This is a genomic window from Streptomyces sp. NPDC002867 (assembly GCF_053591895.1).
Genome location: NZ_JBSFUR010000012.1, coordinates 62,737 through 78,176, shown reverse-complemented (window position 1 = coordinate 78,176; position 15,440 = coordinate 62,737). Strand labels below are relative to the sequence as shown.

Annotated in this window: 11 protein-coding genes; 4 read left to right on the top strand and 7 right to left on the bottom strand. The window is 72.5% G+C overall.

Annotated elements, in window-relative coordinates:
- Positions 1-18: 18 nt before the first annotated feature.
- From murD to rsmH, 7 genes are all read right to left on the bottom strand, one after another.
- Entirely contained in the window at positions 19-1,446 is a 1,428-nt protein-coding gene (murD, locus tag ACWD0A_RS14605) for a UDP-N-acetylmuramoyl-L-alanine--D-glutamate ligase (RefSeq protein WP_451297984.1), read from the bottom strand.
- Positions 1,428-2,498 (bottom strand): phospho-N-acetylmuramoyl-pentapeptide-transferase, encoded by a 1,071-nt coding sequence (mraY, locus tag ACWD0A_RS14600; protein WP_307715951.1) that lies wholly within the window; start codon positions 2,496-2,498, stop codon positions 1,428-1,430. Before mraY ends, murD begins: the two co-directional genes overlap by 19 nt.
- Positions 2,495-3,922 carry a UDP-N-acetylmuramoyl-tripeptide--D-alanyl-D-alanine ligase gene (locus ACWD0A_RS14595; protein WP_451297982.1) on the bottom strand — a complete coding sequence of 476 codons (1,428 nt, stop codon included), beginning with the start codon at positions 3,920-3,922 and terminating at the stop codon, positions 2,495-2,497. Before ACWD0A_RS14595 ends, mraY begins: the two co-directional genes overlap by 4 nt.
- A gap of 4 nt (positions 3,923-3,926) precedes the next feature.
- Complete coding sequence (locus ACWD0A_RS14590) at positions 3,927-5,585, bottom strand: UDP-N-acetylmuramoyl-L-alanyl-D-glutamate--2,6-diaminopimelate ligase (RefSeq protein WP_451297980.1); 1,659 nt, start codon at positions 5,583-5,585, stop codon at positions 3,927-3,929.
- Positions 5,586-5,600: 15 nt separating this feature from the next.
- The gene (locus ACWD0A_RS14585; protein ID WP_451297978.1) at positions 5,601-7,556 is read right to left on the bottom strand and encodes a peptidoglycan D,D-transpeptidase FtsI family protein; all 1,956 of its coding nucleotides are present in this window, start codon (positions 7,554-7,556) and stop codon (positions 5,601-5,603) included.
- A 4-nt stretch (positions 7,557-7,560) separates the two neighbouring features.
- On the bottom strand, positions 7,561-8,175 hold the full coding sequence (locus tag ACWD0A_RS14580) for a septum formation initiator family protein (protein ID WP_451297976.1): 615 nt from the start codon (positions 8,173-8,175) through the stop codon (positions 7,561-7,563).
- 71 nt (positions 8,176-8,246) lie between these two features.
- Positions 8,247-9,203: a 16S rRNA (cytosine(1402)-N(4))-methyltransferase RsmH gene (rsmH, locus tag ACWD0A_RS14575; RefSeq protein ID WP_451297974.1), complete on the bottom strand. Its 957-nt coding sequence runs from the start codon at positions 9,201-9,203 to the stop codon at positions 8,247-8,249.
- Between the two features lie 282 nt (positions 9,204-9,485).
- On the opposite strand from rsmH, the gene ACWD0A_RS14570 reads away from it, so the two are divergent.
- The 4 genes from ACWD0A_RS14570 (at position 9,486) to ACWD0A_RS14555 (ending at position 15,150) form a co-directional block, all read left to right on the top strand.
- Positions 9,486-10,031 carry a beta-class carbonic anhydrase gene (locus ACWD0A_RS14570; protein WP_451297972.1) on the top strand — a complete coding sequence of 182 codons (546 nt, stop codon included), beginning with the start codon at positions 9,486-9,488 and terminating at the stop codon, positions 10,029-10,031.
- A gap of 198 nt (positions 10,032-10,229) precedes the next feature.
- Positions 10,230-11,276, top strand: a complete 1,047-nt coding sequence (locus ACWD0A_RS14565) for an AAA family ATPase (protein ID WP_177152776.1) — start codon at positions 10,230-10,232, stop codon at positions 11,274-11,276.
- On the top strand, positions 11,276-12,646 hold the full coding sequence (locus ACWD0A_RS14560) for a DUF58 domain-containing protein (RefSeq protein ID WP_451297970.1): 1,371 nt from the start codon (positions 11,276-11,278) through the stop codon (positions 12,644-12,646). The genes ACWD0A_RS14565 and ACWD0A_RS14560 overlap by 1 nt, the downstream gene beginning before the upstream one ends.
- On the top strand, positions 12,643-15,150 hold the full coding sequence (locus ACWD0A_RS14555) for a transglutaminase TgpA family protein (RefSeq protein WP_451297968.1): 2,508 nt from the start codon (positions 12,643-12,645) through the stop codon (positions 15,148-15,150). Before ACWD0A_RS14560 ends, ACWD0A_RS14555 begins: the two co-directional genes overlap by 4 nt.
- Positions 15,151-15,440 lie beyond the last annotated feature (290 nt).

Here is a 15,440-nt window from a genome sequence, read left to right as displayed (position 1 = left end):
AGCCGGACCTGGCGGCTGTCAGCCGTGCTCGGCGGCGAGTGCGCGGACCGCTTCCGCGAAGGCCTCGCCTCGCTCGTTGTAGTTGGTGAACATGTCCATCGAGGCGCAGGCGGGGGCCAGCAGAACCGTGTCGCCGGGACGGGCGAGCGAGGCCGCCTCCGCCACCGCCGCGGACATCGCCCCAGTGTCGGTCCGGTCGAGGTCGACGACCGGGACCTGTGGGGCGTGTCGCGCGAGGGCGTCTCGGATCAGGGCACGGTCGGCGCCGATCAGCACGACACCGCGGAGGCGAGCCGCCGACCTGGCGACCAGCTCGTCGAACGTGGCGCCCTTCGCGAGTCCCCCCGCGATCCACACGATCGGCTCGTAGGCGGCCAGAGACGCTTCCGTGGCATGGGTGTTGGTGGCCTTGGAGTCGTCGACGTACGCGACGCCCGCGACGTCCGCCACGTGCTCGATGCGGTGCGCGTCGGGGCGGAAGGCGCGCAGACCGTCGCGTACGGCCGCCGGGGCCACGCCGAAGGCGCGGGCGAGCGCCGCGGCCGCCAGCGCGTTGGCGATGTTGTGCGGCGCCGGCGGGTTGACGTCGGAGACCTCGGCGAGCTCCTGCGCCTGCTTCTGCCGGTTCTCGACGAACGCGCGGTCCACCAGAATGCCGTCGACGACGCCGAGTTGGGACGGCCCCGGCGTGCCCAGCGTGAAGCCGATGGCGCGGCAGCCCTCCTCCACGTCCGCCTCGCGCACCAGGTCCTCGGTCGCCGGGTCGGCGACGTTGTAGACGCAGGCGACCGTGTTGCCCTCGTAGATCCGGCCCTTGTCGGCGGCGTACGCCTTCATGGAGCCGTGCCAGTCGAGGTGGTCCGGAGCCAGGTTGAGGACCGCGGCGGAGTGGGCGCGCAGCGAGGGCGCCCAGTGGAGCTGGTAGCTGGAGAGTTCGACGGCGAGCACGTCGTACTGCTCGTCGCCGGTCACGACGTCGACGATCGGGGTGCCGATGTTCCCGATGGCGGCGGTCCGCAGACCGGCGGCCGACAGGATGGAGGCGAGCATCCGCGTCGTGGTCGTCTTGCCGTTGGTGCCGGTGACGGCGAGCCACGGCGGCGCGTCGGGGCCGCGCAGCCGCCAGGCGATCTCGACGTCGCCGACGACGTCGACGCCCGCCTCGGCCGCCGCCTCGAAGAGCGGGCTGGAGGGTTTCCAGCCGGGCGAGGTGACCACCAGATCCGTGCCCTCGGGCAGCGTCTCCGCGTCGCCGAGGCGCACCGTGATGCCCAGCTCGGCCAGTTCCGCGGCGCGCGCCCGGTGCGCGTCGCTGTCACCGCCGTCCACGACGGTGACGGCCGCGCCGAGGCCGGCCAGGGCGCGGGCGGCGCTGATGCCGCTCACCCCGAGGCCGGCGACGGTGATGTTCCTGCCCTGCCACTCGCTCACTTGTCGGCTGCCCATCCGGCGTAGAAGAGGCCCAGACCCACGATGACGCACATGCCCTGAATGATCCAGAAGCGGACCACCACAAGGACTTCGGACCACCCCTTGAGTTCGAAGTGGTGCTGCAGCGGTGCCATCCGGAAGACCCGCTTGCCGGTCATCCGGAACGAACCGACCTGGATCACCACGGACATGGTGATGAGGACGAACAGTCCGCCGAGGAGGGCGAGCAGGAACTCGGTGCGGGAGCAGATCGCCAGACCCGCGAGCGCGCCGCCGAGCGCGAGCGACCCGGTGTCGCCCATGAAGATCTTGGCGGGCGAGGTGTTCCACCACAGGAAGCCGAAGCAGGCTCCCATGAGGGCGGAGGCCACGACCGCGAGGTCGAGCGGATCTCGTACCTCGAAACAGGCGTTGGGATTGGTCAGTGTCTCCGCGTTGGCACAGGACTCCTGGAACTGCCACAGGCCGATGAAGGTGTACGCGCCGAAGACCATCACCGACGCGCCCGTGGCGAGCCCGTCGAGGCCGTCGGTCAGGTTCACGCCGTTCGACATCGCGAGGATCATGAACAGCGCCCAGACCACGAACAGCACGGGTCCGATGGACCAGCCGAAGTCGGTGATGAACGACAGCTTGGTGGAGGCGGGGGTGTTGCCGCGCTTGTCGGCGAACTGGAGGGACAGCACCGCGAAGGCGATGCCGACGATCAGCTGTCCCGCCATCTTCGCCTTGGCCCGCAGACCGAGCGACCGCTGCTTGACGATCTTGATGTAGTCGTCGAGGAAACCGACGAGGCCCATGCCGGCCATCAGGAAGAGGACCAGGACACCCGAGAAGGTCGGGTCCTCACCGGTGATGACCTTGGCGAGCGCGTACGCGATGAGCGTCGCCAGGATGAAGGAGATGCCGCCCATGGTGGGCGTGCCCTTCTTGCTGCCGTGCGTACGGGGGCCGTCGTCGCGGATGAACTGCCCGTATCCCTTGCGGGCCAGCAGCTTGATCAGCAGCGGGGTACCGATCAGGGTCAGGAAGAGACCGATGGCTCCCGCGAACAGGATCTGCCTCATCGGACGGCACCCTCACCCTCGGAGCTGTCGAAGCCCTCGAGCAGAGCCTGTGCGATCCGCTCCAGACCGACCGACCTGGAAGCCTTCACCAGCACGACGTCTCCCGGGCGCAACTCTTTGCGCAACAGGTCGACCGCCGCCTGCGCGTCGGACACGTGCACCGACTCCTCACCCCACGAACCCTCGTTGTATGCGCCCAGTTGCAACCAGGACGCTTCCCTGCCCCCGACCGCGACGAGCTTGCCGACATTGAGCCGGACGGCGAGCCGTCCGACCGCGTCGTGCTCGGCGAGCGCCTCGTCCCCGAGCTCGGCCATCTGCCCGAGCACCGCCCACGTGCGACCTCCCTTTGCCCGTGCGGCTTCGCCCATGGCGGCCAGTGCCCGAAGCGCGGCACGCATGGACTCGGGGTTCGCGTTGTAGGCGTCGTTGACGACCGTCACGCCGTCCGGACGCTCGGTGACCTCCATCCGCCAGCGGGAGAGGGTGCCCGCCTCGGAGAGCGCGAGGGCGATCTCGTCCACAGGCATGCCCAGCTCATGGGCGACGGCGGCCGCGGCGAGCGCGTTCGACACGTGGTGCTCACCGTACAGCCGCATGGTCACGTCACTGCACCCGGTGGGTGTGTGGAGCGTGAAGGAGGGCTGTCCGTGCTCCGTGAGCCGGACATTCTCGGCACGTACGGCGGCGTCGGCGGCCTCTCCGAAGAGCAGCACACGGGCCTCGGTACGCGACGCCATGGCGCGGACCAGCGGGTCGTCGGCGTTGAGGACGGCGACGCCGTCCTTCGGCAGGGACTCGACGAGTTCGCCCTTGGCCTGGGCGATCTGCTCGCGGCCGCCGAACTCGCCGATGTGCGCGGTCCCCACGTTGAGGACGAGGCCGATCCGGGGCGGGGTGAGCCCGGCGAGGTACCGGATGTGGCCGATTCCGCGCGCCCCCATCTCCAGCACGAGGTGCTGGGTCTCCTCGGTGGCGGTCAGGGCGGTGAGGGGCAGGCCGATCTCGTTGTTGAGGGAGCCCGGGGTCCAGACCGTGGGCGCCTTGCGCTGGAGCACCTGGGCGATCAGGTCCTTGGTGCTCGTCTTGCCGGCGGAGCCGGTCAGCGCGACGACGTGGGTGCCGAGCCGTTCGACGACGGCGCGGGCGAGCGCGCCGAGGGCCCTTTGGACGTCGTCCACGACGATGGCGGGCGCCTGGACCGGGCGGGTCGCGAGGACGGCCACCGCGCCCGCGTCGACGACCTGGCGCGCGTAGTCGTGTCCGTCGACGCGTTCGCCCACGAAGGCGACGAAGAGGCTGCCTGGTTCGATCTCACGGGAGTCCCGGACGACGGGGCCGGTGACCTGGACGGCCGGATCCGGTATGTCGTACGTCTGCCCGCCGACGATTTCGGCGATCTCGGCGAGGGAGAGGGCGATCACTACTTCATCCCTGACTGTTCTGGATTGCTTCGCGCAGTACCTGGCGGTCGTCGAACGGGCGGACCACTCCGGCGATGTCCTGGCCCTGCTCGTGGCCCTTGCCGGCGACGAGGACGGTGTCGCCCGGCTGGGCACGGGCGACGGCGGCCGCGATGGCCGCGGCGCGGTCGGCCTCGACCAGGACGTCGCCGCGCTCGTGGATCGGCACCTCGGCGGCACCGGCGAGCATGGCGGCGAGGATCGCGAGGGGGTCCTCGGAGCGCGGGTTGTCGGAGGTCAGTACGGCGGTGTCCGCCAGGCGCGCGGCAGCGGCGCCCATCGGTCCGCGCTTGGTCACGTCCCGGTCGCCACCACAGCCGAGGACGACGTGCAGCCGGCCCTCGGTGACCTTGCGCAGGGAGCGCAGGACGGACTCGACGGCGTCCGTCTTGTGGGCGTAGTCGACGACGGCGAGGTACGGCTGGCCCGCGTCGACGCGCTCGAGCCGGCCGGGCACACCGGGGACGGCGGCGATGCCGTCGGCGGCGGTCTGGGGTTCGATTCCGGCCACGGCGAGCGTGACGATCGCGGCGAGCGTGTTGGCGACGTTGAACGGGCCGGGCAGCGGCGCCTCGGCGCGCACCCGCTCGCCCTTGGGACCGACGGCGGTGAACGTCGAGCCGACGGCAGTGACTTCGACGTCCTCGGCGCGCCAGTCGGCGTCCGGGTGCCCCTCGGCGGAGAAGGTGGTGACCGGCACGGTCGCCTCCCCGGCCAGCCTGCGGCCGTACTCGTCGTCGAGGTTGACGACGCCTTCCCGGCTGCGGCGCGGCGTGAACAGCTGCGCCTTGGCCTGGAAGTAGTCCTCCATGCCGGAGTGGAACTCCATGTGCTCGGGGCTGAGGTTGCTGAAGACGGCGACGTCGAAGACGCAGCCGTCGACCCGGCCGAGCACGAGGGCGTGGCTGGAGACCTCCATGGCGACCGAGTCCACGCCGCGTTCCCGCATGACGGCGAAGAGGGCCTGGAGGTCGGTGGCTTCCGGGGTGGTGCGCTCGGACTTGATGCGCTCGTCACCGATGCGCATCTCGACCGTGCCGATCAGCCCGGTGGCGCGGCCGGCCGCGCGCAGGCCGCCCTCGACGAGGTAGGCCGTGGTGGTCTTGCCGGAGGTGCCGGTGATGCCGATCTGGAGCAGGCCCTCGCCGGGCCGGCCGTAGATCTCGGCGGCGAGTTCGCCCATCCGGCCGCGCGGGTTGTCGGTGACCAGGACCGGCAGTCCGGTGGCCGCGGCGCCTTCGGCGCCCGCCTCGTCGGTGAGGATCGCGACGGCCCCGAGGTCGGCGGCCTGCGCAGCGAAGTCGGCTCCGTGGAACCGGGCGCCGGGCAGGGCCGCGTACACGTCACCGGGGCGCACCGCCCGCGAGTCGTGGGTGATGCCGGTGATCTCTCCCCGGGCCTGCGTCTGCACCCCGAGCCGGGCGGCCAGGTCCCCGAGGTCTGTCGGGCGGGGCCGCGTCGGGCGGGGCGCCCCCGGGTGGTGTTTCGCGGGGTCGTCCTGCTGCGTGGTTCGGTACTGATCAGCGTGTGGCACGGCGGTGAGCGTACCGGGCTCGGGCGGCCCGGGGGAAAAAGAGGGGGCGTCCCCGGCTCGGTTCCCGGGTCGCGGGGTGATCGTTGTCACTGGTGGTTCCTCCGGTCACTCGCCGGGATCGAAGGTCACGGGCAGTCGTGCGGGTGCCTTGCCGGTCGGTGCGACCTGCAGGGTCTTCAGCGCGAACTCCATGACCTCTTGGTAGACGGGGCCGCAGATCTGGCCGCCGAAGTAGCTGCCCTTGGTGGGGTTCTGAATGGCGCAGTAGACGGTGATCTCCGGGTCGTCGGCGGGGGCGAACCCGGCGAAGGAGGCGGTGTAGCCCTTGTAGCGGCCGAGTTCGGGGTCGACGCGGTTGGCCGTTCCGGTCTTTCCGGCGACGCGGTATCCGGGGATGCGTGCCTTGGTGCCGGTGCCCTCCTCGTCGTCGACGACGGATTCGAGCATGGTGGCGAGCGTCTTCGCGGTCTTCTCGCTGACCACTCGGGTCTTCCCCGGCTCGGGTGCCGCCGTGAAGTGCCCGTCGGGACCCCTGGTGCCGCGGACGAGCGTGGGCTCGATGCGTACGCCGCCGTTGGCGATGGTCGAGTAGACGGAGGCGGCCTGCATCGCGTTGATGGACAGGCCCTGGCCGAAGGGGATCGTGTACTGCTGCGAGGTGGACCAGTCGGCGGGCTCGGCGAGGATGCCGGCGGTCTCGCCGGGGTAGCCGAGGCCGCTGGTGCTGCCGATGCCGAACTTGCGCAGGTAGGAGTGGAGCACCTGGTTGGCCTCGCGCTGGGTCTTCCCGAGCTGTCCGGTCGCGAGGATGGTGCCGATGTTGCTGGACTTCGCGAGGACGCCGTTGAGCGTGAGGTACCAGGTGGGGTGGTCGATGTCGTCCTTGAAGAGCCGGTCGCCGCGGTGCAGGCGGTTGGGGACGACGACATGGGTGCCCGGGGTGGCCTTCTTCTCCTCCAGCACGGCGGCCATGGACATGACCTTGGCGGTGGAGCCCGGCTCGTACGCGTCCTGCAGGGCGGCGTTGCCCATGGCGGTGGCGTTGGCCTGGCCGAGGTCGTTCGGGTCGAAGCCGGGGGCGTTGGCCATGGCGAGGATCTCGCCGGTGCGGGTGTTCTGCACGATCACATAGCCGCGGTCGGCCCGGGACTTGCCGACCTGGTCCTCGATGGCCTTCTGGGCGGCCCACTGGATGTCCCGGTCGATCGTGAGCTCGATGTCGGAGCCGGGGACGGCGGGCACCTCGCGGGAGCCGGCGGTCGGGACGCGCCGGCCGCCGGACTGGGCGTAGGTGACCGTGCCGTCCTTGCCCGCGAGCGTCTTGTCGAGCATGGACTCGATGCCACCGCCGCCGCGGCCCTCGCCGTTGACGTAACCCAGTATCCCGGCGGCGAGATCGCCGTTCGGGTACACGCGCTTGCTGCTGGGCTCCTGGAAGACGCCCGCCAGGACATTGGCGCCGCGGCCGCCCCTGCGCTTGTCGGCGGCGGCCTTCTGTGCGTAGACGCTCTTGAGGTCCTTGATCTGGTTCCACACCTGCGGGGTCTGGCGGCGGGCCAGGACGGCGTAGCGGGACCCCGGCTTCCTGAGCTTCTCGGCCAGCGTGGCGGCGTCGGTCTGGAGGATGGGGGCGAGCAGCGCGGCCGCCTGTTCGGGCGCGTCGGGGGCCTTGCTCTCCTTCGGCGTGAACATCTTGGGGTCCGCGGTGATGTCGTGCGCGTCGACGGAGGTGGCGAGCGCGATCCCGGCCCGGTCGGTGATCTCGCCGCGCTCGGCGGCGAGTGTGTAGCTGAAATAGCGGTTCTTCTCGGCCTTGGCCGCGTAGGCGCTGGCGTCGACGGCCTGCACCTGGAGCAGCCGTACGACGAAGGCCAGCATCACGAGCGTGAGGCCCAGGCTGACCAGCCGCAGGCGGGGCCGGGGGCTGCCCAGCGTGATGGTGCGCGGGGCGGGGCGTACGCCGCGGGGCGCGGGGCGCCGGGCGGGCCGGCCGGAGGGCGGAGCGGAGGGACGCCGGGCGGAGCCCGGCACGCGCCGCCGCGGGGGCTGCTTGGAGGGCACTGCGTCACCTGCCGGTGGTCGTCGGGGTCGGCTGCGGGGACGTGCGGGACGGGCCGGCGGCGGGGTCGGTCCCCTGGGGGGCGGCGCCCTGTGGCGAGGACGGCGCGGGGGACGACGCGGCCGGGCCCGGCACGGTCGGGGCGGAGGGGGCCGGGGACGCCGGGGGCGCGGCCGTGGGCGACGCCGAGGGCGTGACGGAGGGGTCCGCCGTCCCGGGGACCTGCTGCGGTTCCGGGTCGGGCGAGGGCAGGGCGGTGGCCTTGCCGGGAACGCCGCGCACCTTGCCGTCCGGGCCGAGGAAGGCGGGGCTGCCGCCGGGGACCATGCCCAGCTCGCGGGCGCGGCGCTCGAGGGCGTCGGGGGCGGAGTAGCTGTCGACGTCGCGCTGGAGCGCCTGCTGCTGGTCGGTGAGCTCGGTGGTCTTCTTCTTCAGCTCGCTCAGCTCGAAGGAGCCCTGGCTGAGGGCGGAGTTGAGCATCAGCAGGGTGATCAGACCGCCGGACAGGAGCAGCACGACCAGCAGGACGAAGGGGGTGCGGGCGGCGGTGCTCGGCCCCGACGGCATCAGCCTCGCGAGCCGTGCGGCCCTCCCTTTCAACTGCTTGGCCGCTGTGCTCAAGGTGTCCTCCGCATCGCTTCCGTGCCGCCGTTCACCCGGGTGTGCCGCTCAACCGCGCCTGTGGGCCCCGCTCACGCGACGTCCTCGCGGATGCGCTCCGCCGCTCTCAGACGCGCCGGCGCCGCGCGGCGGTTCTGGGCGACCTCTTCGTCGGTGGGCAGTTCGGCGCCGCGGGTCAGCAGCTTCAGCCGTGGCTGGTACTCCTCCGGGACGACGGGCAGGCCGGGGGGCGCGGTGTTGGCGGCGCCGGCCGCGAACACCTGCTTGACCAGCCGGTCCTCGAGCGAGTGGTACGACAGGACCGCGATGCGCCCACCGACGCCGAGCGCGGCGACGGCGGCGGGAACGGCGCGCTCCAGCACGCTCAGCTCCCCGTTGACCTCGATGCGCAGCGCCTGGAAGGTGCGCTTGGCCGGATTGCCGCCGGTCCGCTTGGCGGCCTGCGGCAGCGCGTCGCGGATGAGCTCGACGAGCCGGGCGCTGTTGCTGAACGGCTCCCTCTCCCGCTCGCGCACGATCGCGGACACGATCCGCTTGGCCTGCTTCTCCTCGCCGTACGCGCGCAGGATCCGCACGAGCTCGCCGGCCGGGTAGGTGTTGAGCACCTCCGCGGCGCTCATCCCGGTCGTCTGGTCCATGCGCATGTCGAGCGGGGCGTCCTGGGCGTACGCGAAGCCGCGGTCGGCCTCGTCCAGCTGCATGGAGGAGACACCGAGGTCGAAGAGGACGCCGTCGACGCGTGGGACGCCGAGACGGTCGAGGACGCCGGGCAGCTCGTCATAGACGGCGTGGACGAGGGTGGCGCGGTCACCGAATCGGGCGAGCCGCTCGCCGGACAGCCGCAGGGCCTCCTTGTCCCGGTCCAGGGCGATCAGCCGTACCTCGGGAAACTGCGTCAGCAGGGCCTCACTGTGTCCGCCGAGGCCGAGGGTGCAGTCGACGACGACCGCACCGGGCCTCTGCAGGGCCGGGGCCAACAGGTCCAGGCACCGCTGGAGCATCACCGGGACGTGTCGGGTCTGGCTCATGCGCCCTCTCAGGTCCGGCGCGGGCGGGTCAGGGCCGGGCCGTGCGTACGCCGCGCACGCGGGGAAGTGTGGGGAAATGTGCGGGATGCCACCGAATGTGCTGGTGGCGTCCGTGAACTGCGCGTCACTTTAGTCCACTGGTACGCCCGGTCAATCAACCGGCCAGCGCGTCGCACCTGCCTCGATTGCCCGCTTGTGGGTTACCTCACAACAAGGCTCGTTGACGTTCTTTGTCCGGCCTCACAGCGGGCTCGCACGCCGCGTGACCGTTACCTTCGAGCCATGTCGACTTCTGCCAAGCAGTCCCCCGCCGAGGCCGTCCGCGCCGGCGGAACCGTCACCGACCGCCTCGTCGAGGCGAACCAGCGCTACGCCGCCGACTTCCGCGACCCCGGAATGGACGCCCGTCCGGTCCTCCAGGTCGCGGTGGTGGCCTGCATGGACGCCCGGCTCGACCTGCACGCCGCGCTCGGCCTGGAACTCGGCGACTGTCACACCATCCGCAACGCGGGCGGCGTGGTCACCGACGACGTCATCCGCTCGCTCACCATCAGCCAGCGCGCCCTCGGCACCCGCAGCGTGATACTCGTCCACCACACCGGCTGCGGTCTGGAGAGCCTCACCGAGGACTTCCGGATCGAGCTGGAGGAGGAGGTCGGCCAGCGGCCGGCCTGGGCGGTCGAGGCGTTCCGCGACGTCGACCAGGACGTGCGGCAGTCGATGCAGCGGGTGCGCACGTCGCCGTTCCTGCTGCACACGGACGACGTCCGCGGCTTCGTCTTCGACGTCACGACGGGTCTGCTCAGGGAGATCGACCCTGCTGCGTGACCGGTCGGCCACCCGATAAATGGGTCAACCCCGGCATATCCCTCTCAGTTGTCCACAGGCGAGTGACACGGCACGGTGACGCCAACAAGAATGCGGGTGTGACACCGTCCGGAACTTTCCGGAGACGGTGTCCGTGTTTCGGGGTGGGCCGTGCCGTGTCGTGCGCACAGGCCCTATGAACGGGCCGAGGAGGGCCGGGTGACGACCTATGACGATCGAGCGAGCCTCACGGATCTGACCACGACGGCGGAGCGTGTCCGCAGGTCGGTGGAGAGCGTGATCGAGGGCAAGCCTGAGGTCGTACGGCTTTCTCTGACAGTGCTGCTCGCCGAGGGACATCTGCTCATCGAGGATGTCCCCGGCGTGGGCAAGACCATGCTGGCCAAGGCGCTGGCGCGCTCCATCGACTGCTCGGTGCGGCGCATCCAGTTCACGCCCGACCTGCTGCCCTCGGACATCACCGGTGTGTCGATCTTCGACCAGCAGCGGCGCGAGTTCGAGTTCAAGCCGGGCGCGATCTTCGCGCAGATCGTGATCGGCGACGAGATCAACCGCGCTTCGCCCAAGACCCAGTCCGCGCTGCTGGAGTCCATGGAGGAGCGCCAGGTCACCATCGACGGGCACAGCTACGAGCTGCCCGACCCGTTCATGGTGGTCGCCACGCAGAACCCGGTGGAGATGGAGGGCACGTATCCGCTGCCGGAGGCCCAGCGCGACCGCTTCATGGCGCGCGTGTCCATCGGGTACCCGAGCGCGGCCGCCGAGCTGCAGATGCTCGACGTGCACGGCGGCGTCTCGCCGCTGGACGACCTCCAGCCGGTGGCGCACGCCCACGACATCGTGAAGCTGATCGAGGCCGTGCGCGCGGTGCACGTCGCCGAGTCCGTCCGCAGGTACGCGGTGGACCTCGTCGCGGCGACCCGCAGCCACCCCGACCTGAGACTGGGCGCGTCCCCGCGCGCCACCCTGCACCTGCTGCGCGCCGCCAAGGCGTCCGCCGCCCTCAGCGGCCGGGAGTACGCCCTGCCGGACGACGTCCAGGCGCTGGCCGTGCAGGTGCTGGCCCACCGTCTGCTGCCCACCGCCCAGGCCCAGCTCAACCGGCGCACCGCCGAGCAGGTCGTGCTGGACATCGTGCAGCGCACCCCCGTGCCCACGACCGGCAGCGCCGACGGCGCCTACGTGACGGGCCCGGCGGGTCAGCCGCCGCTGTACGGGCAGCAGCCCGGCGCCCGGCGGCTGTGATGTCCGCCGCACGGCCCGCTGCTCCCCCGGGCCCGGAGGGCGAGGACAAGGGCGGAGTACGGGCCGCGCTCGGCGGGCTCACCACGCGCGGCCGCTCCTTCCTCGCCGCCGGAGTGGCCGCCGCGGCCTGCGCGTACGTGCTGGGCCAGAGCGATCTGCTGCGGGTCGGGCTGCTCCTGGCCACCCTCCCGCTGATCTGCGTCGCCGTGCTCTACCGCACCCGCTACCGGGTCGCGGCGAGCCGCCGGCTGTCCCCCTCGCGGGTGCCGGCCGGCGCGGAGGCGCGCGTGCATCTGCGCATGGACAACGTCTCGCGGATGCCGACGGGTCTGCTGATGCTCCAGGACCACGTGCCGTACGTACTCGGCCCCCGGCCCCGGTTCGTGCTGGACCGGGTCGAGGCGGGCGGCCGCCGCGAGGTGTCCTACCGGGTGCGGTCCGACCTGCGGGGCCGCTATCCACTCGGCCCGCTCCAGCTGCGCCTGAGCGACCCGTTCGGGATGTGCGAACTGACGCGTGCCTTCAGCGCGTTCGACACGCTCACCGTCATCCCGCGCACCGAGGTGCTGCCCGCCGTGCGGCTGGCCGGCGAGGCGTCCGGCTACGGCGACGGCCGCCAGCGCACCCTGGCGCTGGCCGGTGACGACGACATCATCCCGCGCGCCTACCGCTACGGGGACGACCTGCGCCGGGTCCACTGGCGCTCGACCGCGCGCTACGGCGAGCTGATGGTCCGGCGCGAGGAGCAGCCGCAGCGCGCCAGGTGCACGGTGCTGCTCGACACCCGCCGGATCGCCTACCAGGGCGGGGGCCCGGACTCGGCCTTCGAATGGGCCGTCTCGGGAGCCGCGTCCGCGCTGGTGCACCTCATGGAGCGCGGCTTCGCGGTCCGGCTGCTGACGGACACGGGCAGCTCGGTGCCGGGCGCCGGAGCCGACGGCTTCGCCGGCTCCCAGGAGTCCGCGGACTCCGCCGGTCTGATGCTCGACACGCTCGCGATCGTCGACCACTCCGACGGGGCGGGGCTGTCCCGCGCGATCGACGTCCTTCGCGGCGGCGACGGCGGCGGCAACGAAGGACTGCTCGTCGCCTTCTTCGGCGATCTCGACGAGGAACAGGCGGCGCTCGCCGCCCGGATGCGGCAGCGCAGCGGCGCCGCGGTCGCCTTCGTCCTGGACGGAGGGACGTGGGTGACCGGCGGCGCGGTGCCGGGTGCGGTCGACGAGCGGCTGCGGCAGCTGCGCGAGGCGGGCTGGACGGCGCTGCCCGTGCGGCCGGGCACACCGCTGACCGATCTGTGGCAGCAGGCGGGCCGGGAGCGCACCCAGGCTCCCGGCGGTACGAACGGGTTCTCGGGGGGTTGGTCATGAGCGGTCGGGCGCGGCTCGCCCTGTGCTCCTACGCCGCCACGCTGATGGCGGCGGGAGCGCTGCTGCCGCTGGTCGATCCGGCCGGCTGGATGCTGCAGGCGGCGTTCCTGCTGGCGCTGCAGAGCGGCGTCGGCGCGCTGGCCCGGCGGGTGCCGCTGGCCGGAGCACTGACGATCGGCGTGCAGGCGCTGGTCACCCTGCTGGCGCTCACTGTGGTCTTCGTCCGCGAGGCGGCGATCCTCTGGCTGATTCCGGGCCCGGAGGCGTTCGCCCGGTTCGGAGACCTGTTCGCCGCGGGCTACGACGACGTGAGCCGGTACGCGATTCCCGCGCCGGCCACCGACGGCATCCGGCTGATGCTCATCGGCGGGGTGCTGGTGATCGGTCTCGCGGTCGACGCGCTGGCCGTCACGTACCGCAGCGCGGCCCCGGCCGGTCTGCCGCTGCTCGCGCTCTACACGGTCGCGGCGGGTCTGTCCGACGGCGGTGCGGGCTGGCTCTGGTTCCTGCTGGGGGCCTCCGGCTATCTGCTGCTCCTGCTGGCCGAGGGCCGCGACAGGCTCTCCCAGTGGGGACGTGTGTTCGGGGGACCCCCGCCGAACCGGGCGCGGCCGGGCGGCCCGCTCGAGTCCGGCGGGGCGGCCCACGCCCCGGTCCGCACCGGCCGGCGCATCGGCGTGGTCGCGCTGGGCGTGGCCCTCGTCGTACCGGCCGCGCTGCCCGCTCTGGACGGCGGCCTGTTCGATGGGACGGGCAGCGGTCCCGGCCGGGGCGGGAGCGGCGGTGGCACGATCTCCGCGGTCAACCCGCTGGTCTCGCTTCAGGACAGCCTCAACCAGCCGCAGGACCGCGAGGTCCTGCGCTACCGCACCAATGCGCCCGACACCCAGGGCATGTACCTGCGCATCGTCGCCCTCGACCGCTTCGACGGCACCGCGTGGCGCTCCTCCGAGCGCAAGGTGCAGGGCGTGCCGGATCGGCTGCCGGAGCCGGACGGGCTGAGTCCGGCGGTCGGTGTCACCGAGATCAAGACGAACCTGTCGGCCGCTGGTTCGTACAAGCAGAGCTGGCTGCCGATGCCCTATCCGGCGACGAAGGTGGCCATCGCCGGTCGCTGGCGTTTCGAGCCGGCCGGGCGGACCCTGGTCGGCGACCGCGGCCAGACGACGGGCGGCGTGCAGTACTCGGTGAACAGCCTGGTCATACGGCCCACCCGGGAGCAGCTCGCGCAGGCGATGGCGCCGCCGTCGGAGCTGAAGCGCGAGTACACCCAGGTGCCCGACGTCCTGCCGGCGTCGGTCGAGGAGACCGCGCTGCGGGTGACCAGGGGCTCCGCCAACGACTTCGAGCGGGCGACGAAGCTTCAGGAGTGGTTCGCCGAGGACGGCGGCTTCACGTACAACACGCAGGTCCGCTCGGGCACCGGCGTCGCCGCGATCAGCCGCTTCCTGAAGCAGAAGGAGGGCTTCTGCGTCCACTTCTCGTTCTCGATGGCCGCGATGGCCCGGACGCTGGGCATCCCGGCGCGGGTCGCGGTGGGCTTCACGCCGGGCAGCCCGCAGTCCGACGGCACGATGTCGGTCGGTCTGCGCGACGCGCACGCCTGGCCCGAGCTGTACTTCGAGGGCGTGGGCTGGACCAGGTTCGAGCCGACCCCGACCCGCGGCTCGGTTCCGGAGTACGCGCAGGAGCGGGCGCCGTCGGGCGGTGCCACCGACCCGGCGCGGCCGGAGGCCGGTGACACGGCCGAGCCGTCGGCGCAGCCGGTCGCCCCGGACGCCTGCCCGGAGCACGAGCGCCGCCTCGGCGAGTGCGGGGCGGCCGCGCCGCGCGACATCGAGCCGGAGACGGACGCGGGCTTCCCGTGGCAGGCGGTGCTCTTCACGGGCCTGGGCGTGGTCGCGGTGCTGGTCCTGCTCCTGCTGCCGCTGCTGTTGCGGATCGCCACGCGGACGCGGCGGCTGAGCGCGGTGGGCCAGGCGCCGCCGAAGTCGGGCGCGAAGTCGGGGCGGAAGGGCTCCGGGGCCGTCGATCCCGTCGGTGACGGTGCTCCCGCTCCCGCAGGCGCCGGTTCCGTGGCGCCGGTGGACGATCCGGCGGGGACGCTGGCGGTCTGGCAGGAGATCACGGACACGGCCTGGGACCTCGGCATCCTGCCCGACGAGTCGCAGACGCCGCGGAAGGCCGCGGCCCGCATCGTCCGGCTGGGCAAGCTGACGGACGAGCCGGCGGCCGCGATGCACCGCACGGCCCGGGCGCTCGAACAGGTCCTGTACGCCCCCGTTCCGCGCCCGGCCACGGGACTGGCGGACGACGCCCACCTCATCCGCGCGGGCCTGCGGGAGGGTGTGAACCGGCGGACCCGGCTGCGGGCCCTGCTGCTGCCCCGGTCATCGGTACGCGTGATCTGGGCACTGTCGGCCCGCTGGGAGTCCCTGCGCCCCCGCTTCACCCTCCCCGACCGGCTGACGCGCTTCCCCCGCCCGACCCGCCAACGGGGCTGAGCCGTCGCCTCTCGGACGAAGAGGAGGCCTGGGCCCTGGATTCGTTGGGGGCCAGGCCTCCCTGCAGGCCTCGGCTCGGGCCGGGGGCCGGGGCGGCGCGGGGGCGGGGCCTCGGGCGCCCCAAGGGCCCGCGAAGGCTACCCCCTGAGGCGTCGGCCCGGGCCAGACCTCTGAGCCTGGGCCGGGGGCCAAGTCACCCACGGGCCTCCGCTCGGACTCGGCCCTGTGGAATCGCGGGGCAGGCGCCCCGAGGGCATCGGCGCAGACCAGAAACGGTGACACGCACGGAT